Raw genomic sequence first — 20,849 nt, forward strand, 5'->3', positions numbered from 1 at the left:
CCGAAATGGACGATTTGCTGCGTGAATTCCTGACCGAGACCGGTGAACACCTGGATACGGTCGACCTGGAACTCGTCCGCTTCGAGCAGGATCCGAACAACCAGACGATCCTGCGCAACATCTTTCGCCTCGTCCACACCATCAAGGGGACCTGCGGATTCCTCGGCCTGCCGCGCCTGGAGGCGCTGGCGCATGCCGCCGAGACCCTGATGGGCAAGTTCCGTGACGGCATGACCGTCACCAGCGAGGCGGTGACGCTCATCCTGCAGACCCTCGATCGCATCAAGGAGATCGTGGCGGAGCTGGAGCGCACCGCCGCCGAGCCGACCGGCACGGACGAGGATCTGATCGGCGCCCTCGATCGCATGTCCGAGGGCGAGATCCCCGCGCCCGCCGCCCCACCGCCCGCTCCCGTGATGACGCTGGGCTCGCTGGTGCCTCAGACCCTGGAGCGCGCGCTGAAACCCGGCGAGGTGTCGCTGGACGATCTGGAGCGCGCCTTCCGCGAGACCGCCGCCGATCCGCAATCCGCCGCGCTGACGCTGGGCTCGCTGGTGCCCCAGACCCTGGAGCGCGCGCTGAAGCCCGGCGAGGTGTCGCTGGACGATCTGGAGCGCGCCTTCCGCGAGACCGCCGCCGATCCGCAGATCGAATCCGTGAAGGAAGCGCCCAAGGAAGTCGCGAAGGAGGCGCCCAAGGCTCCGGCTCCGAAGGCTCCGGCTCCGGAGGCGCCGAAGCCCGTCGCCGCGGCCCCGAAGGCCGAGGCGGCCCCGGCCGAGGGCGAGGGCAACGCCATCAACAAGGTGCAGACGATCCGCGTGAACGTCGACACCCTCGAGCACCTGATGACCATGGTCTCGGAGCTGGTGCTGACCCGCAACCAGCTCCTCGAGATCGCCCGCCACCACGAGGACAACAGCTACAAGGTGCCGCTGCAGCGGCTCTCCAACGTCACGGCCGAGCTGCAGGAGGGGGTCATGAAGACCCGCATGCAGCCGATCGGCTCGGCGTGGCAGAAGCTGCCGCGGGTGGTGCGCGACCTCTCGTCGGAACTCGGCAAGAAGATCGACCTCGTGATGCAGGGCGCCGAGACGGAACTCGACCGTCAGGTGCTGGAGGTGATCAAGGACCCGCTCACCCACATGGTGCGCAACTCCGCCGATCACGGCATCGAGTCGGCGGCCGAACGCAAGGCGGCGGGCAAGCCCGAGAAGGGCACGATCCGCCTCAACGCCTTCCACGAGGGCGGCACCATCACCATCGAGATCGCCGACGACGGCAAGGGTCTCGACCTCGGCACCATCCGCCGCAAGGCCGTGGAGCGCGGCATCGCCACCGAGGCGGAAGTCGAGCGGATGACCGACGCGCAGGTCGCGAAGTTCATCTTCCACGCCGGCTTCTCGACCGCCAAGGCCATCACCTCGGTCTCCGGCCGCGGCGTCGGCATGGACGTGGTGAAGACCAACATCGAGCTGATCGGCGGCACGGTCGACATCCGCACCCAGCTCGGCCAGGGCACCACCTTCACGATCAAGATCCCGCTGACGCTCGCCATCGTCGCGGCGCTGATCGTCTCGGCCCGCGACCACCGCTTCGCGATCCCGCAGGTCTCGGTGCTCGAACTGGTGCGTGTGCAGCCGGGCAGCGACCACACGGTGGAGCGCATCAACGGCTCGCCGGTGCTGCGCCTGCGCGACCGCCTGCTGCCGATCGTGCCGATCGCCGGCATGCTCGGCCTCGACAAGGATCCCTCCACCGCCTCCTCGGACGAGGGCTTCGTGGTGGTGAGCCAGGTCGGGCGCCAGCGCTTCGGCATCCTGGTCGACGGCGTCTTCCACACGGAAGAGATCGTCGTGAAGCCGATGTCGACGAAGCTGCGGCACATCCCGCTCTTCTCGGGCAACACCATCCTGGGCGACGGCGCGGTCGTCCTCATCATCGATCCCAACGGCGTCGCCCGCATGGTCGGCTCCGGCACCGGCACCGGCCAGCCCGGCGAGACGGATGCGGAGAGCGAGGAGGTGTCGGCCACCGATCAGGCGGTCACGCTGCTCGTCTTCAAGGGCGGCGGCGAGGCGCTCAAGGCGGTGCCGCTCTCGCTGGTGACGCGCCTGGAGGAGGTCGATGCCGCGAAGGTCGAGTGGGTGGGCGGGCGACCGCTGATCCAGTACCGCGGCCGGCTCATGCCCCTCGTCCCGGTCGATCCCGATCAGGTGCTGCGGCGCGAGGGCTCGCAGGCGCTGGTGGTGTTCTCGGACGGCGAGCGCTCGATGGGCCTCGCGGTGGACGAGATCGTCGACATCGTCGACGAGGTGCTCGACGTGGAACTCGCGGCGGACCGCTCCGACCTGATCGGCTCGGCGGTGGTGCGCGGGCGGGCGACGGAGATCGTCAACATCGCCCATTACCTGCCGCTCGCCCACGACGACTGGGCGCGGGCGCCGCGGCGCAAGGAGCCGGAGGTGCCGCGCCTCCTCCTCGTCGACGACTCGGACTTCTTCCGCGAGATGCTCACCCCGGTGCTGAAGGCCGCGGGCTACAAGGTGACCGCCGCGGCGAGCGCCGAGGAGGCCCTCGGCATCCTGCTGGGCGAGACCCGCGTCGACATCGTGGTGAGCGACCTCGACATGCCGGGCCGCTCCGGCTTCGACCTGATCGAGGCGATGCGCCGGTCCTCCCCGCGCCTCGCGGCACTCCCGGTGATCGCCCTGTCGGCGAGCGTGGCCCCCGAGATTCTCGAGCGCGCCCGCTCGCTCGGCGTCGCCGATTTCGTGGCGAAGTTCGACCGCAGCGGCCTCGTGGCCGCGCTGAACGAGGTCGCCGTCCCGACCCTCGAAGCGGCCTGACGGCCGTCCGTCCCGCTCTCGAAGCGGCCTGACGGCCGCCTGTCCCACCGCAGCCAAGCCACGGGGCGGCCTGAGAGCCGCCTCCCTCGCCGAACAAGGAGCCGCGCGACGCCCATGATGGCCGCCAACAGCAACGTCGCCCGCCCGGGCGAGACCGCCGCCCCGGTCGGGGAGACCATCGACTACGTCACCGTCACCCTCGGGGACGAGATGTTCGGTCTGCCCATCGACCGGGTGCACGACGTCTTCATCGCCACCAACCTCACCGACGTCCCGCTGGCGCCGCCGGAGATCAAGGGCCTCCTGAACCTGCGCGGCCGGGTCGTCACGGCGATCTGCCTGCGCCGCCGCCTCGGCCTGCCCGACCGCGACGCGGAGGGACGCAACATGGCGGTGGGACTCGAACTCGGCGGCGAGGCCTACGGCCTCCTGGTCGATCAGGTCGGCGAGGTCATGAAGCTCTCCGCCGACACCTACGGCCCCAACCCCGTGCACATGGATGCCCGCTGGCGCAGCGTGTCGCGCGGCGTGCACCGGCTCGACGGGCGCCTGCTGATCATCCTCGACGTCGATGCCGTGCTGGCCTTCGGCGACGAGCGGGCGGCGGCCTCGGCGGCCTGAGGGCGGGCGATGAGAACCTGCCTGGTGGTCGACGATTCCGCCGTCATCCGGAAGGTGGCCCGGCGGATCCTGGAGGGCATCGGGTTTCGCGTGGCCGAGGCCGAGGACGGCACCGACGCCCTGGACCTCTGCCGCGAGACGATGCCGGAGGCGATCCTGCTCGACTGGCGGATGCCCCAGATGGACGGCTACGAGTTCCTCCGCGAGCTGCGGCGCATGCCGGAGGGCGGGCGGCCGAAGGTGGTGTTCTGCACCACGGAGAACGACGTGGCCTCCATCGCCCGCGCCCTGCAGGCGGGGGCCGACGAATACATCATGAAGCCCTTCGACAAGGACATCATGACCGCCAAGCTGCAGGAGGTCGGGCTGGCCTGACCCCCGAGCAGGCTGGCGGAGAGAGGCTCCGGCCCTCGGCCGCCAACCGGCCGGCACCGCCCGGCCCCGATCCGCGTCCCCGGTGCGGGGGCGCCACGCTCACCCGAAGACACGTATCCCGAGACGCCCCGAGGTTCCGTTCGCCATGGTCGCTGCCGCCGCGCCGTCCCCCTCCTCGCCCGCCGCCCCCCGCATCAAGGTCCTGGTCGCGGACGATTCCGCGGTGGTGCGGGGCCTCGTGTCGCGCTGGCTGGAGGAGGCGGGATGCGAGGTGGTGGCGACGGCCTCGAACGGCCGCATCGCCGTCGAGACCCTCGACCGCGTGAGCCCGGACATCGTGCTCCTCGACATCGAGATGCCGGAACTCGACGGCACCCAGGCCCTGCCGCGGATGCTGGCCAAGCGGCCGGGCCTCCAGATCGTGATGATGTCGACGCTCACCCAGCGCAACGCGGAGATCTCGCTGCGCTGTCTCGCGCTCGGCGCCATCGACTACCTGCCGAAGCCCGAGGGCAACCGCGGCGTCACCACCACCGCGACGTTCCGCGAGGACCTGATCCAGAAGATCCGGATGCTCGGGGCGGCGCTGCGCTCCCGCACCGGCCCGCTGCGGCGCAGCCTGCCCGAGCGGATCGGCGCTCCCGAGCGCGCGAGCCCGGCCCCGGCGCCCGCCGCGCGCCCGGCCGCTCCGGTGACGCTGCGCCCCCGGCTCGGCCGCACGCCGCCGCGGGTGCTGCTCGTCGGCGCCTCCACGGGCGGGCCGCGGGCGGTGGGCGAGATGCTCGAAGGGATCGGGGCGGCGGCCCTGCGGCGCCTGCCGATCCTCATCGTCCAGCACATGCCCCCGGTCTTCACCGGGGTCTTCGCCGAGCATCTCGGCACCCGCACCGGCCTGCCGGCCGCGGAGGGCAAGCACGGGGAGGGCCTGCGCCCCGGCACCATCTACGTGGCCCCGGGCGGCCGCCACATGGGCCTGACGGGGCAGGGCTCCGACATCACGATCCGCCTCGACGACGGACCGCCGGTGAATTTCTGCCGGCCCGCGGTGGACGTGCTGTTCCGGGACGCCGCGGAGCTGTTCGGCGCCGCGACCCTCTCGGTGGTGCTCACCGGCATGGGCTCGGACGGAACCCACGGCGCCAAGGCGCTGGTGGATGCCGGCGGCACCATGCTGGTGCAGAACGAGGCCTCCTCGACGGTCTGGGGCATGCCCGGCAGCATCGCCAAGGCCGGCTACGCCCACGAGATCCTGCCCCTCGCGACGATCGGATCCGCGCTCCGGACCCAGATCGCCGGCGGACAGCCCTGATGCCCGACTTGCGTGGCGATGCCGGGAAGGGCGCGCAGCGATGACCGAGTCCGAGTTCGAGTTCCTGCGCGGCTATCTCAAGCAGCGCTCCGGCCTCGCCCTGACGCCCGAGAAGCGCTACCTGATCGAGAGCCGGCTGACGCCGGTCTGCCGGCGCTTCGGCATCGCCACGCTCACGGAACTCGTGGGAGCCCTGCGCCTCGCGCGCACGAGCACGATCGAGAAGGCGGTGGTCGAGGCGATGACCACCAACGAGACCTTCTTCTTCCGCGACCGGGTGCCGTTCGACCTGTTCCGCGACGTGCTGCTGCCGCAGGCGATCGCCGCCCGGACGGCGACGCGGCGGCTGCGGATCTGGTGCGCGGCGGCCTCCACGGGCCAGGAGCCGTATTCCCTGGCGATGCTCCTGAACGAGGCCGCGCCGCTCCTCGCGGGCTGGCGGGTCGAGCTGATCGGCACGGACCTCTCGACCGAGGTGCTGGAGAAGGCGCGGCTCGGCCTCTACAACCAGTTCGAGGTCCAGCGCGGCCTGCCCGTGCAGCTCATGCTCAAGTATTTCGAGCAGGTGGGCGAGCAGTGGCGGATCAGCGCGTCCCTGCGCCAGATGGTGGATTTCCGCCCGCTCAACCTGCTCGACCGGTTCGACCAGCTCGGCACCTTCGACATCGTGTATTGCCGCAACGTGCTGATCTACTTCGACGCGCCGACGAAGGCGGACGTGCTCGGACGCATCGCCGCCCAGCTCGCCCCCGACGGGGCGGTCCTGCTCGGCGCCGCCGAGACGGTGATCGGCATCACCGACGCGCTGAGCCCCGATCCGCGCCATCGCGGCCTCTACCGTCACGGCGCCGCCAAGGCCGCGGCACCGGCTGCCCCGGCGGCGGCGCCCGCGCCGCTCAGCCTGCCGCGCTTCGCCGTGCGCTGAGGCCGCACCGCCGCGTTTCGACGCAGCCGAGCGCGACCATTCCTGTTGCCCCGCGCCCGTGGTCTGCTACACGGGCCGTCCTGACCACCAGCGCGCCCGGAGGCTTCCGGAACCCGTCTGGGCTGCGCGGTGGAAGGGCCGGCGATGACGGGATGGGGCGGACCAGTTCTCTGCAACCCATTCCTGTGAGGCTCAGTGGGCCGAGTAGTCGCAGGAGCGTTACGGGTTCGGGGAACAGGAACCGCGACCCTGGCGCATGGCCCACCTCTCTTCCGCCCGTATGATACGCAATCCGCTTGATCGAAGCGGATTGCGTATCAGCAAGCCCGCGCGGCGCTTGAGCGAAGCCGATTTCCGCATTGCGAAGCAATCAACCGGAAATCGTATGATACGGTTTCCGGAAGATCACTTTCGGAAACCGTATCACGAGCCCGCGCGGCGCCTGAGCGAGGCCGGTTTCCGCATCGCGAAGCGATCATCCGGAAACCGTATGACACCCTTGTTAACGGGTGTGGCCTAGAATGGGCCGATCGACGAAACAGACGGGTCTCCGGCGATGTGGCGCCTCCTGATCGGTGGAATCAAGGCGATCCTGGCGATCGGAGCGCTCGCAGTGGTTGCCGACTGGGCTTCCCGCCCCGCGGCGATGAAGAACCCGGCCTTCGCCTCGACCTTGCGCGACCCGGCCACGACCGGGGCGATCGCGACGCGGCGCAAGCCCGCCGCCCTCAACCAACGCGGCCTGGACCAGCGCGGCCTGAACCGGCTGGTCACGGACAGCGCCGGGCGCGCGCAGCCCTGACGGGCCGCCGCTACAGCGACAGGACCAGCCGCCCCCGCGCCCGCGACACGCAGGGCGCGAGCCGCTCCCCGCGCTCGGAGGCCGGCACGACGGAATCCCGATGGATGACCGTCCCCCCGCGGTAGCCGCAGAGGCAGGAGCCGCACAGGCCGGTCTCGCAGGAGGAGGGGAGGGGGAAACCTTCCGCCCGCAGGGCGGCGAGCAGCGAGGTCTCGGCCGGCACCCGGATCACCTGCCCGGTGGAGGCGATCACCGCGTCGAACGGCTCCGGCACGAAGGTCTCGTCGGATTCGGGTGCGAAGCGCTCCAGGTGGCGTTGCGCGGGCGGCCAGCCCTTCGCCGCGGTGGCGGCCTCGACGGCCGCGATCAGGCCCGGCGGCCCGCAGACGTAGAGATGCGTCCCCGGTTCCGGCTCCGGGAGCCCGGCCGGATCGAACCGGCGCCCCTCGGCCGAGAGGTAGAGAAGCAGGCGCTCGCCGCAGGCCGCCCGCAGCGCCCCGAGCAGGGGGGCGGTATCGGCCGAGCGCGCGCAGAGATGCACCGCGAAATCCGCGCCCTCCGCGGCGAGCGTGCGGGTCATGGCGAGGATGGGGGTCGCACCGATGCCGCCGGCCACCAGGATGTGCCGCCGCGCGCCCGCCGCCAGCGGGAAGGCGTTGCGGGGCGCCGAGACATGCGCCAGCGCGCCCGGGCCGAGATGGCCGTGCGCCCAGAGCGAGCCGCCGCGCCCCGCCTCCTCGCGCTTGATCGCGATCTCGTAGCGGCTCCGGTCGGCGGGGTCGCCGCAGAGCGAGTATTGCCGCACCCGGCCGTCCGGCAGGCGCAGGTCGATATGCGCCCCGGCCTCCCAGGCCGGCAGCGCGGGCCGCTGCGGATGGACCAGGACGAGATGGAGCACCTCGGGGGTCGTCGGCTCCGCCGCCGCGACCTGCAGCTTCATGATGAGGCGGGGCGCCATCGCCTCACTCCAGCATCTCGATCGGATCGCCCGGCCGGATGATTCCGCCCTGCTCGATACCGCAATTCAGGCCCGAGCGGTTGTAGAGCGGCAGGTAGACCGGCAGGCCGAGAAGCTCCTCCAGGTACTTGCAGGGAAAGTTGAGCCGGCCGCCGCGCAGGATCACCGCACCGACGCGGAAGCGGCGGCCCACCAGATGGTTCAGCGGCACGCCGCGGACCGTGAGGTTGCGCCTGTGGTCGCCCGGCAGGAGCGTCAGCGGCCCCTGCTGCAGCGGCGGGTCGTTGCGGGCGAGGGCGTCGAGGGCTTCCTGCTCGATCAGCGTGACCTCGCGGACGTCGGGCTTGGCCGAGTAGCTGCCGGAGCCGGCGAAGTAGCGGTCGCCCTCGATGCCGCGGCCGGCGACACAGGTCGCCTCGGCCAGTTCCTCCATCTCGTAGCTCGCCGCGGGAGCGACGTGGATGTGCAGCAGCACGCCGCGCCATCCCGTGGCACCGCCCGGGGTCGCCGCCGCGGCGGCCCCGGCCGGATGCGAGAAGGCGGGGACCATCCGCGGTGCAGGCATGTCCGTCATGATGAGTGTCTCCGAGGGGGGATGGGAGCGCCTCAGTCGATGGGGCGGCGCGCGGTCTCCGGGGCGGCGAAGGTCGCGGCGAGCGTCACGCAGGCCAGGGCGATCAGGTAGACCGAGATCGGCCAGGTCGCGCCGCCGCCGGCGCCCAGGAGCGCGGCGCAGATCAGCGGGGTGAAGCCGCCGCTGAGGGCCGCGCCGGCCTGGAAGCCGAGGGAGGCGCCGCTGTAGCGCAAGCGCGCGTCGAAGAGTTCCGACATCCAAGCGGCCCCGGTGCCGAACATGATGCCCTGGCCGAAGCTCACCGCCACCGCGACGGTGAGCGTGATGATCAGCGGATCGCGCGTGCCGAGGAGCTGGAACAGCGGGAAGGCGAAGGCGATCGAGAACAGGCAGGCGGCGGTGAACAGGGTGCGCCGCCCGTACCGGTCCGACAGCCAGCCGAAGGCCGGGATGGTGAAGAGTTCGATGATCGCGGCGATCAGGATGCCGTTCAGGATCACGCTGCGGGGCAGGCCGAGATGCCCCGTGACGTAGGAGATGCCGAACACCGTGACGACGCTCACATAGGCGATCTCCGAGACCTTGAGCCCGACCGCGGTCAGGAAGGTGCGCGGATGCTCGGTGAGGATCTCCAGCACCGGCAGCCGGGCGACCGCCGCCTGCCGCTTGACGCGCTGGAAGGAAGGGGTCTCGTGCAGGCGCAGGCGGATGAACAGGCCGATGCCGATCAGCGGCGCGCTCGCCAGGAAGGGCAGCCGCCAGCCCCAGGACAGGAACTCCGGCTCGGGCAGGAGGCCGGCCAGGGCGAAGGCGCCGATCGAGCTGATCACCCCGAGCGGGTAGCCGAGCTGGACGATGCTGCCGAAGAAACCGCGCCGCTCCGGGGGCACGCTCTCCACCACCATCAGGACGGCCCCGCCCCACTCGCCGCCGATCCCGATGCCCTGCACCAGCCGCAGGAAGACGAGCAGGATCGGCGCCCAGATCCCGGCCTGGGCGTAGGTCGGCAGGCAGCCGATCAGGAAGGTGCCGAGCCCCATGATGATGATGGTCAGGGACAGCATGGCCTTGCGGCCGATCTTGTCGCCGTAATGACCGAACACGATGCCGCCGAGCGGCCGGGCCAGGAAGCCGACCGCGTAGGAGCCGAAGGCCGCGATCGTGCCGACGAGTGGATCGAAGCTCGGGAAGAACAGCTTGTTGAAGACGAGCGCGCTCGCCGTTCCGTAGATCAGGAAGTCGTACCACTCGACGGTGGTGCCGATCACGCTCGACCAGACGATCTGGCGCCGGTCCGCCGATGGCACCCCCTCGTCCACGACGACCGCACCGGCATCGATCGGCAACGCTGCATCGACCATGGTCCGCCCCATCCACTGCCTTGGAGGAATTTCCACGACAGTGGAGGCAAACGATGTGCCAACCACGGGGCAACCGGGTGAAACCCGATTGTCGCTCCTGCGGGCGCGAAGAGCGCTCCGCTTAAGCGTCCGAGAGGACATCCGTCCTCTCGGACGCTTAAGCGGAGCGAAGCCAAGGCCGCGGAGGCGGCCGCCGGCGTTCGAGGCCAAGCAAGAAACCCAGGGCGATCGGGTTCATCCGATCGCCCTGGTGCCAAGCATGGTTCCGGTTGACGTGCGCGCGCGCGCGGAGGCAGGGGAAGCTCCCCGAAGGCGCCGCGCCGACGAGAGGTTCGCTTCGCATGAATTCCACCGACACGGTGCCGCCGCAGGACGAGGACGCCGCGCCGTTGTTGACGCCGGCCCGGACCTACATGTCCGAGGAGATCCGGCGCCTGCGCCGGGAGCAGGATCTCTCGCTCGAAGCCCTGGCCCTGCGCTCGGGGGTCAGCCGGTCGATGATCTCGAAGGTCGAGCGTGCCGAGGCGGTTCCCTCGACGGTGGTGCTCTCGCGCCTCGCGGAGGCGCTCGGGGTGACGGCGGCGCGCCTGATGGCGCCCACCACCGAGCAGGAGGTGCTGCTGATCCCGGCGGCCCGTCAGCCGGTGCTGCGCGACGAGAGTTCGGGCTTCCTGCGCCGCTTCCTGTCGCCCGTGCTGCCGGGCCGCGGCATCGACTTCGTGCTCAATACGCTGCCGCCCGGGGAGGGCACGGGCGAGTTCGTCGCCCATCGCCGCGGCGTCTCGGAATACATCTACGTGCTCAAGGGGCGGCTGCGCGCGGAGATCGGCGGCCGGGCCGTCGTGGTCGAGGCCGGCGACAGCCTCTATTTCGAGGCCGATGCCGGGCACGCCTTCACCAATATCGGGGCGGAGATCTGCGAGTACCTGCTGGTGATCGACCCGTCCCGGGCGCGGTGAGCAGAGGCCGGTTCGGCCCGCGCAACGAAAAAGGCCGGAGACGGGCGGAAACCCGTCTCCGGCCTTTAGCCCTCCCGCGGAAGGGGACGGGGTTCAGCCCTTGACCGCCGCCGCGACCTCGGCGGCGAAGTCCGGAGCCTCTTCCTTCTCGATGCCCTCGCCGAGCGCGTAGCGCACGAAGCCCACGAGCTTCACCGGACCGCCGGCCTTGCCCTCGGACTCCTTCAGCACCTGCGACACCGTCTTCGAGGTGTCGTGCACGAAGGGCTGCTCCAGGAGGGTGACCTCCTTGTAGTAGCTCTTCAGGCCGCTCTCGACGATCTTGGCGAGCACGTGGTCCGGCTTGCCGGCGTTCTTCTCGCGCAGGATGTTGCTCTCGCGCTCGACCGTGGCCTGATCGACGCCCGAGGCGTCGAGCGCCACCGGGTTCGTCGCGGCGACGTGCATGGCGATCTGGCGGCCGAGCGTGCTCAGGACGCCGACATCACCCGCCGATTCCAGCGCCACGAGCACGCCGATCTTGCCGAGGCCCTCGCTGACCTGGCCGTGCACGTAGCTGGCGATCACGCCCTTCTCGACCGCGAGCGTCGCCACGCGGCGCAGCGTCATGTTCTCGCCGATGGTGGCGATGAGCGCCTGCAGGCGGTCCTTCACGGTCGTCTGCGAGCCCGGGAAATGCGCGGCCTCCAGCGCCTCGACGCTGCCGGCGGTGTTGAGGGCGATCTTGGCGGCCTCGCGCACGAAAGCCTGGAAGCTGTCGTTGCGGGCGACGAAGTCGGTCTCGGAATTCACCTCGACCACCGCAGCGTGATGGCCGGAGGACTCCACCGCCACCAGGCCCTCCGCCGCGACGCGGCCGGCCTTCTTGGCGGCCTTGGCGAGGCCCTTCTTGCGCAGCCAGTCCACGGCGGCCTCGATGTCGCCCGCCGTCTCGTTCAGGGCCGCCTTGCAGTCCATCATGCCCGCGCCGGTCTTCTCGCGCAGGTCCTTGACCATCGCTGCCGTGATGTTGGCCATGGGACGTCCTTTCCACTCAACCGGATAAAGGGAGCCCGGCGCTGTGCCAGCGCCGGGCTGAACTCTCGTCACGCTGTCGGGGGCACCCGGAGGTGCCCGGCCGCTCACGCGGCGGCGGCGGCCTCGACGAAGGCGCGGGCCTGGTTGATCCAGCCGTCGCGCTCGATGCGGCCGTTGAGCTTCAGCTCGCCGTCGACCTTGGCCACGTCCTCCGGGGTCATCGCGGCCACCTGCCAGTAGTGGTAGATGCCGGCGTCGTTCAGCTTCTGCACGAGCTGCGGGCCCACGCCCGTGAGCTTGGTCAGGTCGTCGGGCGCGCCGCGCGGGGCGGCGAGCAGCTCGAAGGGCTCACCCACGTAGGGCTCCGTGATGTCGACCTGCGCCACCTCGGGCTCGTTGATGTTCGCCGGCAGCTCCTCGGCCATCGGATCGTCCGAGGCGCCGAGGTCGACGCCGAGCGCGCCCTGGCCGCGGGAGATGCCGTCGATCGCCGCGCGGGCGATGAGATCGCAGTAGAGCGCGATGGCGCGGCCCGCATCGTCGTTGGCCGGGACCACGTAGGTGATGCCGTCCGGGTCGCAGTTGGTGTCGACGATGGCCGCCACCGGGATCCCGAGGCGCTTGGCCTCCTTGATCGCCAGCTGCTCCTTGTTGGTGTCGATCACGAACAGCAGGTCGGGCACGCCGCCCATGTCCTTGATGCCGCCGAGCGCCTTCTCGAGCTTGTCCTTCTCGCGGGACAGCATCAGGCGCTCCTTCTTGGTGAGGCCCTGGCCGCCGCCGGCGAGGATCTCATCGACCTTGCGCAGGCGCTGGATCGAGCCCGAGATGGTCTTCCAGTTGGTGAGCGTGCCGCCGAGCCAGCGGGAGTTCACGAAGTACTGGGCCGAGCGCCGGGCGGAATCCGCCACCACGTCCGCGGCCTGCCGCTTGGTGCCGACGAAGAGCACGCGGCCGCCCTTGGCGACGGTGTCGCTCACCGCCTGCAGCGCCTGGTAGAGCGCCGGCACGGTCTGGGCGAGGTCGATGATGTGGATGTTGTTGCGGGTGCCGAAGATGTACGACTGCATCTTCGGGTTCCAGCGGTGCGACTGGTGACCGAAATGCGCGCCGGCCTCGAGGAGCTGACGCATCGAGAAATCGGGAAGGGCCATGGTTGTGTTCTCTCCGGTTCTATCCGCCGCGGAGGAAGCGACCGGCCGCGCGGCCAGCCACCGGAAACGCCTCATTCAGGCATGAGGCCGGCTCCGCGTGTGGGATGGCGGGCCCTTTATCGGATCGCACCCCGAATGGCAAGGTGACCCCTCGATGGCGGTGCCTTGATCTGGCCTCCGGGCCGGCCGAGCGTGGCGGCGGCGCCGAATCGGACGGCGGCCGGAGATCGCCCGCATGACCTTGGACCGCGTCACGCTCTACCACTCGCCCAACACCCGCTCGTCGGGGGCACTCCTGCTCCTGGAGGAGCTCGGTGTCCCCTACGATCTGCAGGTGCTCGACATGAAGGCCGGCGAGAACCGGCAGCCGGCCTATCTGGCGGTCAACCCGATGGGCAAGGTCCCGGCGATCCGCCACGGCGACGCCCTCGTGACCGAGCAGCCCGCGGTCTACCTCTACCTCGCCGATCTCTATCCGCAGGCGGGCCTCGCCCCCGCGCTCGGCGACCCGCTGCGCGGCCCCTACCTGCGCTGGATGGTGTTCTACGGCAGCAGCTTCGAGCCGGCCGTGGTGGACAAGGCGCAGGGCCACGAGGCCGGCCGGCCCTCCACCTCGCCCTATGGCAGCTTCGAGACGGTGCTGGCGGTGATCAACGAGCGGTTGCGCCGCGGTCCCTACCTGCTCGGCGAGCGCTTCACCGCCGCCGACATCCTCTGGGGTGCGGCGCTCACCTGGACGACGATGTTCAAGCTGGTGCCCGAAACCCCCGAGATCGCCGCCTACGTCGCCCGCCATCAGGCGCGCCCGGCGGTGGCCCGGGTGCGGGAGAAGGATGCGGCGCTCGCGGCGGCCCAGGGGGCCGGGGCCTGACGGCCCGACGGTCTCATACGGTTTCCGGATGATCGCTTCGCGATGCGGAAACCGGCCTCGCTCAGGCGCCGCGCGGGCTCGTGATACGGTTTCCGAAAGTGATCGTCCGGAAACCGTATCAGCCGGGATCGTGGATGGCGTTCGCCCGCATCCGCCGATCCCGCAGCGCCGTCGAACGGACTCGTTCGACGGCGCAAGGCAAGCCCGAACGGGAGCCGGTTCATCGAACGCCGGAGCGGGCAGGGAGCCGGCTCCGGCGGTGGCGTCAGGCGCGCTGCGCGCCGGCCGGCAGGATCCCCGCCTCGGTCTCGGCGGTCTCGGCCGCGAGCACCTTGCCGCGCGGGCCGACCCAGCGGCCGACCCAATGGCGCGACCACAGGGTGAGGCAGCCGAGCACGATCGCCGTGAACACCGCGTAGAACACGAAGCCCGCCGCGAAGCCGCCCGTGTACTGCTTGGACAGGCCCATCGCGTTCGGCAGGATCGCGCCGCCCAGGGCCCCGATCTCGCCGATCATCGAGCCCGCCACCGCGGTGTTGGTGGGCCAGCGCAGGGGCACGAGCTGGAACAAAGCCCCGTTGCCCGCGCCGAGCGCCGCGAAGCAGAACATGAACAGGATCGTGGTGAGGAGCAGCGGCGGCGAGGCGGTCAGCAGCAGGAACGAGCCCACCGCCGCGAGCAGCACCACCGTCAGCACCAGGATGCCGCCGATGCGGTCGGCGAAGTAGCCGCCCGCCACCCGGATCCCCGAGCCCATCAGCGCCGCCAGCATGGTCAGCCGCCCGGCCTCGACCTTGGTCACGGCGAACTGCTCGTAGAAGAAGGTCGGCAGGAAGTTCGACAGGCCGATGAAGCCGCCGAAGGTGATCACGTAGATCAGGTTGAAGGCCCAGCCGTCCTTCTCGAACAGGCAGGAGACGTGCTCGCGGAAGGTCTGGTGCTCGCGGTCCGGCGGCTCCTTGGCGAAGACGATCATCACCGCGAGCGGCAGGGCCATGACGAGGCCGGCGAAGCCGTAGACCGCCTGCCAGCCATAGGCCTGGGCCAGCGGCGGCGCGAACAGCACGGCGAGCACCGTGCCCGAATTGCCGGCGCCCGCGATGCCCATGGCGAGCCCCTTGTGCTCCGGCGGGAACCAGCCCGAGCCGAGCGAGAGCGCGACGCCGAAGGAGGCGCCCGCGATGCCGAGCAGCACGCCCATGGCGAGCACGTCGCCGTAGGTCGACACGGCGAAGAAGCCGTAGGCCATCGCCAGGATGATCAGCGACATCTCGGTGATGGCGGCGTTCTTGCGGCCGATATACTGCGCGAGCACGCCGAGCGGGAAGCGCATGATCGCGCCCGCCAGAATCGGCAGCGAGATCATGAAGCCGGTCTGGGCCGGGGTGAGCTTGTAGGTTTCGGTGATGAACGGCCCCATGGCGCCGTTGAGCACCCAGATCGCGAAGCAGAAATCGAAGTACAGGAAGGCGGCGAACAGGGTCGGGGGATGACCCGATTTCATCACGGTCTTGAAGTCGGCCATGGGTTGAGCCTCACGCAGAGCCCCCGCGGGGGGTAGAGTCGCGCTGTCGGGAAGGGGCGCGGGCAGCCGGCCTGCGCGACCGCTGCGTCACCCCATCGGTATCGGACAACCCTGTCCAAGGCTCGGGCATCTTTGCCCCGGCCGTCGCCGGCCAGCCTGCGCGTCTCCCTCAGCACGAATCGTGCCAAGGCCTTCCTCTTCGGCGCGGGCGTTCGCGGCGCGCCGGACGGCGCACCGGGAAGGCAGCCCTGCTCAAGCGTGAGGCAGTGGGCTCCCTGCTCAGCCGGCGAGCACCGCCACGCGAGCCAGGGCCGCGGCGAAGCCCGCGAGCGGCACCGTGATGGTCTCCGCCTCGCCGTTCGGCTTGGTGCCGGTGACCCGCAGGGAGACGGCCGTCTTCATGGCGTCGGTGGCGACGGTGGGGAAGCTGATCGGCACCACGCAGCCGGCCGCGACGCAGGTGGTGTAGAACGCCCCCTTGCCGAGGGTCGCGTCGTCGAGCTTGAAGCTGATGCCGGGCTCGATGGAGAGCCCGAGCGGCATCAGCACCACCCCCTCGCTGCGGCCGTTCTCCGGCGGGCGCAGCTCGATGCTGAAGCGGCGCCGGCCGGTCTGCGCCTCACCTTGCGCCTGCGACAGGGCGCAGCGCCGCGCCTCGTTCTCGCGGGTGCAGTTGACCGTCCAGTCGCCGTAGACCTCGCTCACCGCACTCGCTCCGGGAGGCCAGCCCACCGCCGCCGCCGGTGCAGCGGCCGCCGGGGCGGGGGCGGGCTTGCGCGGCGGCGGGGCGGGGCGGCGGGCCGGCTTGGCGGGGGCGGGGGCCGGCTCCGCCGCCGGCGCCTCGCCCTCCTGGCCGAGCACGGGCGCTGCGGCGAGCGCGAGGGCGAGCGTCAGGGCAAGGCGGAACGAACGGCGGGACGGCATGCGATATCCTCGGGCAGCCCTGCGGGGGAGGGCCCTCGCGGGTCCCTCTAGTGCGGCCGGCGCCGGAAGGGAAGCCGCCGCCGCGGGTTCCTATGTCGTTGATAAGACTTGGAGTTGTTCGAAACTGCGACGGTACGGCACGGCGCGATGGCGCGGGTGCGGCGCAAGGACCACGCAATCTTCGACGGAATACGGCGGCAACGCGACAGCGGCAAAGCTGATGGCCACGCTGAACCGGGCGGCCGGGCCGCCCCTCACCTTCGGAGTGTCGCCATGCGGTCGATCGTCATCGCCCTTTCGCTCGCCGGTCTCGCCTTCGCGGCGAGCGTGGTCGCGGCCCGCACGCATGCGGTCGGCACGCATGCGGTCGGGATGCGCCCCGCCGGCACCCTCACCTGCATCACCAGCCCGCATGTCGGGCTCGTCTTCGGCACCACCCGGGCGGCGACCTGCACCGTCGTCGGCAGCGCGGATGGCACGCGCCAGGCTTACGGCGCGCTGTTCCCCCGCGCCGGGCGCGACCGGGACGGGTCCCGCAGCGAGACCCTGGCGTGGCGCGTCCTCACCGCCGACGGGATCCTGCGGCCGGGCGAACTCGCCGGGCCGTTCACGGGCGATCCGGCCGCCGCGCTGCCGTCCTTCCGGGCGGAGCGCCGCTCCATCCGCCTGGAGCCGCTCCGCCCCGCCGCGGAGACCGGCCTCGATTTCGACGGAGGGACGCCGCGCCTCCTCCTCGGCGCGAGGCCGGCAGCCTACTGACCGACATCCTCGTGCCAGGTGCGGCCGTCGCGCTCGATCAGCGCGATCGCCGCCGTCGGCCCCCAGGTGCCGGCCGGATAGGGCCGCGGCGGCTCGGGCCGGTCGGCCCAGGCCTGGAGCACCCCGTCCGCCCAGGCCCAGGCCGCCTCGACCTCGTCGCGGCGCATGAACAGGGTGGCGTTGCCCCGCACCACGTCCATCAGCAGCCGCTCGTAGGCGTCCGGATAGCGCTGGTTGAAGGTCTGCTCGAAGCTGATGTCGAGGCCCGTCGCCCGCAGCCGCATGCCCCCGGGGCCCGGCTCCTTGGTCATGACCTCGAGCTTGATGCCCTCCTCGGGCTGGAGCCGGATCACCAGCCGGTTCGGCTCGCGGGCGAAGGATTCGGGCGGGAAGATGCTGAAGGGCGAGGAGCGGAACTGCACCACGATCTCCGACATCTTCTGCGGCAGCCGCTTGCCCGTGCGCAGGTAGAACGGCACGCCGGCCCAGCGCGGCGTCATCAGTTCGAGCTTCAGCGCCACGAAGGTCTCGGTGGGGCTGCGCGTCTCGCCCCCGAGATCCGCGAGGTAGCCGGGCACCGGCTTGCCGCCGATGGCGCCGGCCACGTACTGGCCCCGCACGGTCTGGTGCGGGATCTCGTGCGGCGCGATCGGCTTGAGGGCCCGCAGCACCTTGAGCTTCTCGTCGCGCACCGCGTCCGGATCGAGGGAGAGCGGGCTCTCCATGGCGGTGAGGCAGAGCAGCTGGAGCATGTGGTTCTGCAGCATGTCGCGCAGCGCCCCCGAGGTGTCGTAGTAGCCGCCGCGCCCCTCGACCCCCACCGTCTCCGCCACCGTGATCTGCACGTGATCGATCACGTCGGCGTTCCACAGCCGCTCGAAGATCGTGTTGGCGAAGCGCAGCGCCAGCAGGTTCTGCACCGTCTCCTTGCCGAGATAATGGTCGATGCGGAAGATCTGCTTCTCGGGGAAGACCTCGCCGACCTGATCGTTGATGGCCCGGGCGGAGGCGAGGTCGTGGCCGATCGGCTTCTCCAGCACCACGCGCGACTTCGGGCCGATCAGGCCATGCGCGCTCAGGTTGCGGCAGATCGAGCCGTAGAGACTCGGCGAGGTGGCGAGATAATAGGAGCGCACCTGATCGGGCCGCTCGTCGAGGAGCTGCGCGAGGGCGGGCCAGCCCTCCTGCCCGAGCCCGTCGACGGCGACGTAGGAGAGGTGGGCGAGGAAGCCCTCGACCGTGTCCGGGTCGAGGTCGCCCGCCGGCACGTGCCGCTTCAGCGCGGCGGCGGCCATCTCGCGGTACTCCGCATCGGAATGGTGGCTGCGCGCCGCCGCGATGATGCGGCTCGTCAGCGGGATCTGCTGGTCGCGGAAGCGGTAATAGAGCGCCGGCAGCAGCTTGCGCATGGTCAGGTCGCCGGTCGCGCCGAACACGACGCCGTCGAAGGACGCGACGGGAATGATCTTGGGCATGCGGCCTGAAGTCTCCGGATTTCGTGCGGTACCGCGAAGGCAACCATCCCTGCAAGGATACCGCCAACCGCAGGGGGCGGCGCCCCCTGCACCCCTGCCGAAGGGCCTGACGGCCCTTCGGAATCCCCTTCTTCCAACGGCCCGAGAGGCTGACGCGTCGGGCCGTGCGCTATTCAGCGGTCATTGACGCTGACCGCTGATATCATTCCTGCATGAAGGCCGCGAAGGCGTCCTTGTGGTCCGGGTGCCAGCGCGACAGGGCCGGGCGGTTGCGGATGATGTCCTCGGCCGCCCAGCGCATGCGCTTCTCGTCCTGTGCCCGGGTGGTCTCGTTGTCGGGGCACAGGATGTAGAAGTCGCCCGCGGCGATCCCCTCCGCCATCATCGCCACCGTCTGGTCGGGCGTCCAGGCCCCCGCCGGCTTCTCGGTCGCGCCGCGGGCCCGCGTCAGCCCCGTATAGACGAAGCCCGGGATCAGCAGATGGGCGGTGACGGGGGCGCCCCGCTCGCGCAGTTCGTGGGCCAGCGCCTCGGTCACCACCTTCACGCCGGCCTTGCTGACGTTGTAGGGCGTGTTGCCCGGCGGGGTGGTGATGCCCTGCTTGGAGCCCGTCACCACCACGGCGGCGGGCGCCCCGGCCTCGATCAGCCCCGGCACGAAGACCTGCAGCGCGTTGATCACGCCCCAGAGATTCGTGTCGAGGATGCGGTGCCAGGTGGCGTCGTCGGAGAAGAAGCGGCCGCCCGCCTCGATCCCCGCATTCGCCATCAGGAAGGAGACCGGGCCGAGGGCGGCGGCGGCGCTCCGCAGGGCCTCCACCGCCTCCCGGCGCGCCACGTCGGTCGGCACCGCCCGCACCGCAGCGGCGCCCGCGGCCGCCACCTCCCGGGCCGCGGCGTCGAGGGCCTCGCCCGGGAGATCCGCCAGCACCACGCTCATGCGGCGGCCCGCGCAATGGCGGGCGGCGGCGAGACCGATGCCGCTCGCCCCGCCGGTGATGACGGCGACCCGGCCGGGCGCCAAGGCAGGATGATCTGTCATGCGGTGTCTCCTCGCTGGCCCCGATGGCTCCGCGCGCGAAGTAGGGCGCCGCCGCCGTCCGGACACCCGGGGATGACCTCCGGGCATCCGGATCGGCCGGGGCCGATTCCCGCTAGGGTGGCATGGATCTTGGACATCCGGAGGGGAGGCGGGTCTTTCGCGCGGGGCAGCCGGACGCGTGAACAAGGTCAGCCGGGGAGACGACCATGCTGCGGGTGACGACGATGCAGGCGGGGCCGGATCGGCCCTCCGCCACCGAGACGCTGCTGGCGGATCTGCGTCTCGCCGCCGAGCGCGACCTCGTGCCCCTCGTGCGGCGCATCGACGAGGAGGGGCTCTATCCGGAGGCGGCCCTGCGCGCCTTCGGAGCGGCGGGGGCCTACGCGGCGCATCTGCCGGCGGGGGGGCCGCACGGGGCGGCGGACCTGCGCGGTGCGATCCAGGCCGCCGCGGAAGCGGCCGAGCATTGCGTCTCCGCCGCCTTCTGCATGACCTGCCAAGCGACCCTGGCCTGGATGGTCGCCTGCTCGGACAACGCCCCGCTCCGGGCCGGGCTCGGGCCGCAGATCGCCTCCGGCACGATCCTCGGCGGCGCCGGCTTCGCGAATCCGATGAAGACCTACATGGGCCTGGAGCGCATCCGGCTCGACGGCCTGCGCGTCGTCGGGGGCTACCGGGTCGACGGAACCCTGCCGTGGGTCTCGAATCTGGGGCCGGATTCGGTTCTCGCGGCCGTGTTCGGCCGGCCCGAGGGGCGCTACGCCATGGCGGTCGTGCGTTGCGGCGCCGAGGGTGTGCGGCTGAACGAGCCGGGCCGCCTCCTCGCCCTCAACGGCACGCACACCCGCGCGGTCGAGTTCCGGGACGTCTTCATCCCCGACGAGGATCTGCTGGCCGATCCGATCGAGGGCTACTTCAAGCGCGTCCGGGCGGGGGTCGTGCTGCTGCAGACCGGGATGGCGATCGGCCACGGACGCGCCTGCCTGCGCCTGATGCACGACGTCGCCCGGCCGCTCGCGGCGGCGAACCGCTCCCTCGACGTCCAGCCCCGCGAGATCTCCGACCGGCTCGACGCCCTGGAGGAGGAGGTCGAGCGGCTCGGCGGCACGCCCTTCGAGGCCGAGCCGGCCTATTGGCGCTGTGTCCTCGAGGCGCGGCTGGCGGCGAGCGACCTCGCCCTCTGCGCGGCCCAGAACGCCCTGCTGCATTGCGGCGGCCAGGGCTTCCTGGCCGGGGCCGAGGCGCAGCGCCGCCTGCGCGAGGCGGCCTTCATCGCCCTCGTCACCCCGGCGATCAAGCATCTCAAGCGGATGCTGGCCGAGCTGCAACATTGAGCGCGGGCGGGACGGGAG

19 protein-coding genes are annotated in these 20,849 nt (G+C 71.2%); 10 read left to right on the forward strand and 9 right to left on the reverse strand.

Annotated features, from left to right (window positions below):
• Nucleotides 1-5 precede the first annotated feature (5 nt).
• From ACE101_RS09770 to ACE101_RS09795, 6 genes are all read left to right on the forward strand, one after another.
• A complete protein-coding gene (locus ACE101_RS09770) occupies nt 6-2,846 on the forward strand; it encodes a hybrid sensor histidine kinase/response regulator (RefSeq protein WP_379128528.1) in 2,841 nt (946 codons plus the stop codon).
• Nucleotides 2,847-2,960: 114 nt separating this feature from the next.
• Nucleotides 2,961-3,467 carry a chemotaxis protein CheW gene (locus tag ACE101_RS09775; protein WP_379128530.1) on the forward strand — a complete coding sequence of 169 codons (507 nt, stop codon included), beginning with the start codon at nt 2,961-2,963 and terminating at the stop codon, nt 3,465-3,467.
• Nucleotides 3,468-3,476: 9 nt separating this feature from the next.
• Entirely contained in the window at nt 3,477-3,842 is a 366-nt protein-coding gene (locus ACE101_RS09780; RefSeq protein ID WP_379128533.1) for a response regulator, read from the forward strand.
• A 145-nt stretch (nt 3,843-3,987) separates the two neighbouring features.
• Nucleotides 3,988-5,151, forward strand: a complete 1,164-nt coding sequence (locus ACE101_RS09785) for a protein-glutamate methylesterase/protein-glutamine glutaminase (RefSeq protein ID WP_379128536.1) — start codon at nt 3,988-3,990, stop codon at nt 5,149-5,151.
• A 40-nt stretch (nt 5,152-5,191) separates the two neighbouring features.
• Nucleotides 5,192-6,076: a CheR family methyltransferase gene (locus ACE101_RS09790; RefSeq protein WP_379128539.1), complete on the forward strand. Its 885-nt coding sequence runs from the start codon at nt 5,192-5,194 to the stop codon at nt 6,074-6,076.
• A 556-nt stretch (nt 6,077-6,632) separates the two neighbouring features.
• Nucleotides 6,633-6,878 carry a hypothetical protein gene (locus tag ACE101_RS09795; protein WP_379128542.1) on the forward strand — a complete coding sequence of 82 codons (246 nt, stop codon included), beginning with the start codon at nt 6,633-6,635 and terminating at the stop codon, nt 6,876-6,878.
• A 10-nt stretch (nt 6,879-6,888) separates the two neighbouring features.
• Here ACE101_RS09795 and ACE101_RS09800 read toward each other — a convergent pair whose 3' ends face one another.
• The 3 genes from ACE101_RS09800 to ACE101_RS09810 are packed head-to-tail and all read right to left on the reverse strand — an operon-like array spanning nt 6,889 to nt 9,771.
• Nucleotides 6,889-7,836, reverse strand: a complete 948-nt coding sequence (locus ACE101_RS09800; RefSeq protein WP_379128544.1) for a PDR/VanB family oxidoreductase — start codon at nt 7,834-7,836, stop codon at nt 6,889-6,891.
• A 4-nt stretch (nt 7,837-7,840) separates the two neighbouring features.
• Nucleotides 7,841-8,410, reverse strand: coding sequence for an MOSC domain-containing protein (locus ACE101_RS09805; protein WP_379128546.1), 570 nt, complete (start codon nt 8,408-8,410; stop codon nt 7,841-7,843).
• A gap of 32 nt (nt 8,411-8,442) precedes the next feature.
• The gene (locus tag ACE101_RS09810) at nt 8,443-9,771 is read right to left on the reverse strand and encodes an MFS transporter (RefSeq protein ID WP_379128547.1); all 1,329 of its coding nucleotides are present in this window, start codon (nt 9,769-9,771) and stop codon (nt 8,443-8,445) included.
• A 341-nt stretch (nt 9,772-10,112) separates the two neighbouring features.
• Between ACE101_RS09810 and ACE101_RS09815 the strand changes: the two genes are divergently transcribed.
• Entirely contained in the window at nt 10,113-10,730 is a 618-nt protein-coding gene (locus ACE101_RS09815; protein ID WP_379128550.1) for a helix-turn-helix domain-containing protein, read from the forward strand.
• Nucleotides 10,731-10,823: 93 nt separating this feature from the next.
• On the opposite strand, the gene tsf is transcribed toward ACE101_RS09815, so the two are convergent.
• Together tsf and ACE101_RS09825 are read right to left on the reverse strand one after the other, a co-directional pair.
• Nucleotides 10,824-11,747, reverse strand: coding sequence for a translation elongation factor Ts (gene tsf / locus ACE101_RS09820; RefSeq protein WP_379128552.1), 924 nt, complete (start codon nt 11,745-11,747; stop codon nt 10,824-10,826).
• A gap of 104 nt (nt 11,748-11,851) precedes the next feature.
• Nucleotides 11,852-12,901, reverse strand: a complete 1,050-nt coding sequence (locus ACE101_RS09825) for a 30S ribosomal protein S2 (protein ID WP_379128555.1) — start codon at nt 12,899-12,901, stop codon at nt 11,852-11,854.
• 235 nt (nt 12,902-13,136) lie between these two features.
• Between ACE101_RS09825 and ACE101_RS09830 the strand changes: the two genes are divergently transcribed.
• Nucleotides 13,137-13,772, forward strand: coding sequence for a glutathione S-transferase family protein (locus ACE101_RS09830; protein ID WP_379128556.1), 636 nt, complete (start codon nt 13,137-13,139; stop codon nt 13,770-13,772).
• A 265-nt stretch (nt 13,773-14,037) separates the two neighbouring features.
• Here the strand turns inward: ACE101_RS09830 and ACE101_RS09835 are convergent, their stop codons facing one another.
• On the reverse strand, nt 14,038-15,297 hold the full coding sequence (locus tag ACE101_RS09835) for a nitrate/nitrite transporter (protein ID WP_379128559.1): 1,260 nt from the start codon (nt 15,295-15,297) through the stop codon (nt 14,038-14,040).
• Nucleotides 15,298-15,576: 279 nt separating this feature from the next.
• Nucleotides 15,577-16,221, reverse strand: a complete 645-nt coding sequence (locus ACE101_RS09840; protein WP_379128562.1) for an invasion associated locus B family protein — start codon at nt 16,219-16,221, stop codon at nt 15,577-15,579.
• Nucleotides 16,222-16,494: 273 nt separating this feature from the next.
• Here ACE101_RS09840 and ACE101_RS09845 point away from each other — a divergent pair, with 273 nt between their 5' ends.
• Nucleotides 16,495-16,980, forward strand: a complete 486-nt coding sequence (locus tag ACE101_RS09845) for a DUF992 domain-containing protein (protein ID WP_379128565.1) — start codon at nt 16,495-16,497, stop codon at nt 16,978-16,980.
• Here ACE101_RS09845 and zwf read toward each other — a convergent pair.
• Both zwf and ACE101_RS09855 read right to left on the reverse strand, forming a co-directional pair.
• Nucleotides 16,974-18,455, reverse strand: a complete 1,482-nt coding sequence (gene zwf, locus ACE101_RS09850; RefSeq protein ID WP_379128567.1) for a glucose-6-phosphate dehydrogenase — start codon at nt 18,453-18,455, stop codon at nt 16,974-16,976. The genes ACE101_RS09845 and zwf overlap by 7 nt on opposite strands.
• 202 nt (nt 18,456-18,657) lie before the next feature.
• Nucleotides 18,658-19,497: an SDR family NAD(P)-dependent oxidoreductase gene (locus ACE101_RS09855; RefSeq protein WP_379128569.1), complete on the reverse strand. Its 840-nt coding sequence runs from the start codon at nt 19,495-19,497 to the stop codon at nt 18,658-18,660.
• Nucleotides 19,498-19,703: 206 nt separating this feature from the next.
• On the opposite strand from ACE101_RS09855, the gene ACE101_RS09860 reads away from it, so the two are divergent.
• Nucleotides 19,704-20,831, forward strand: a complete 1,128-nt coding sequence (locus tag ACE101_RS09860; protein ID WP_379128571.1) for an acyl-CoA dehydrogenase family protein — start codon at nt 19,704-19,706, stop codon at nt 20,829-20,831.
• Nucleotides 20,832-20,849 lie beyond the last annotated feature (18 nt).

This window comes from Methylobacterium carpenticola (assembly GCF_042748905.1).
Classification (GTDB): domain Bacteria; phylum Pseudomonadota; class Alphaproteobacteria; order Rhizobiales; family Beijerinckiaceae; genus Methylobacterium; species Methylobacterium carpenticola.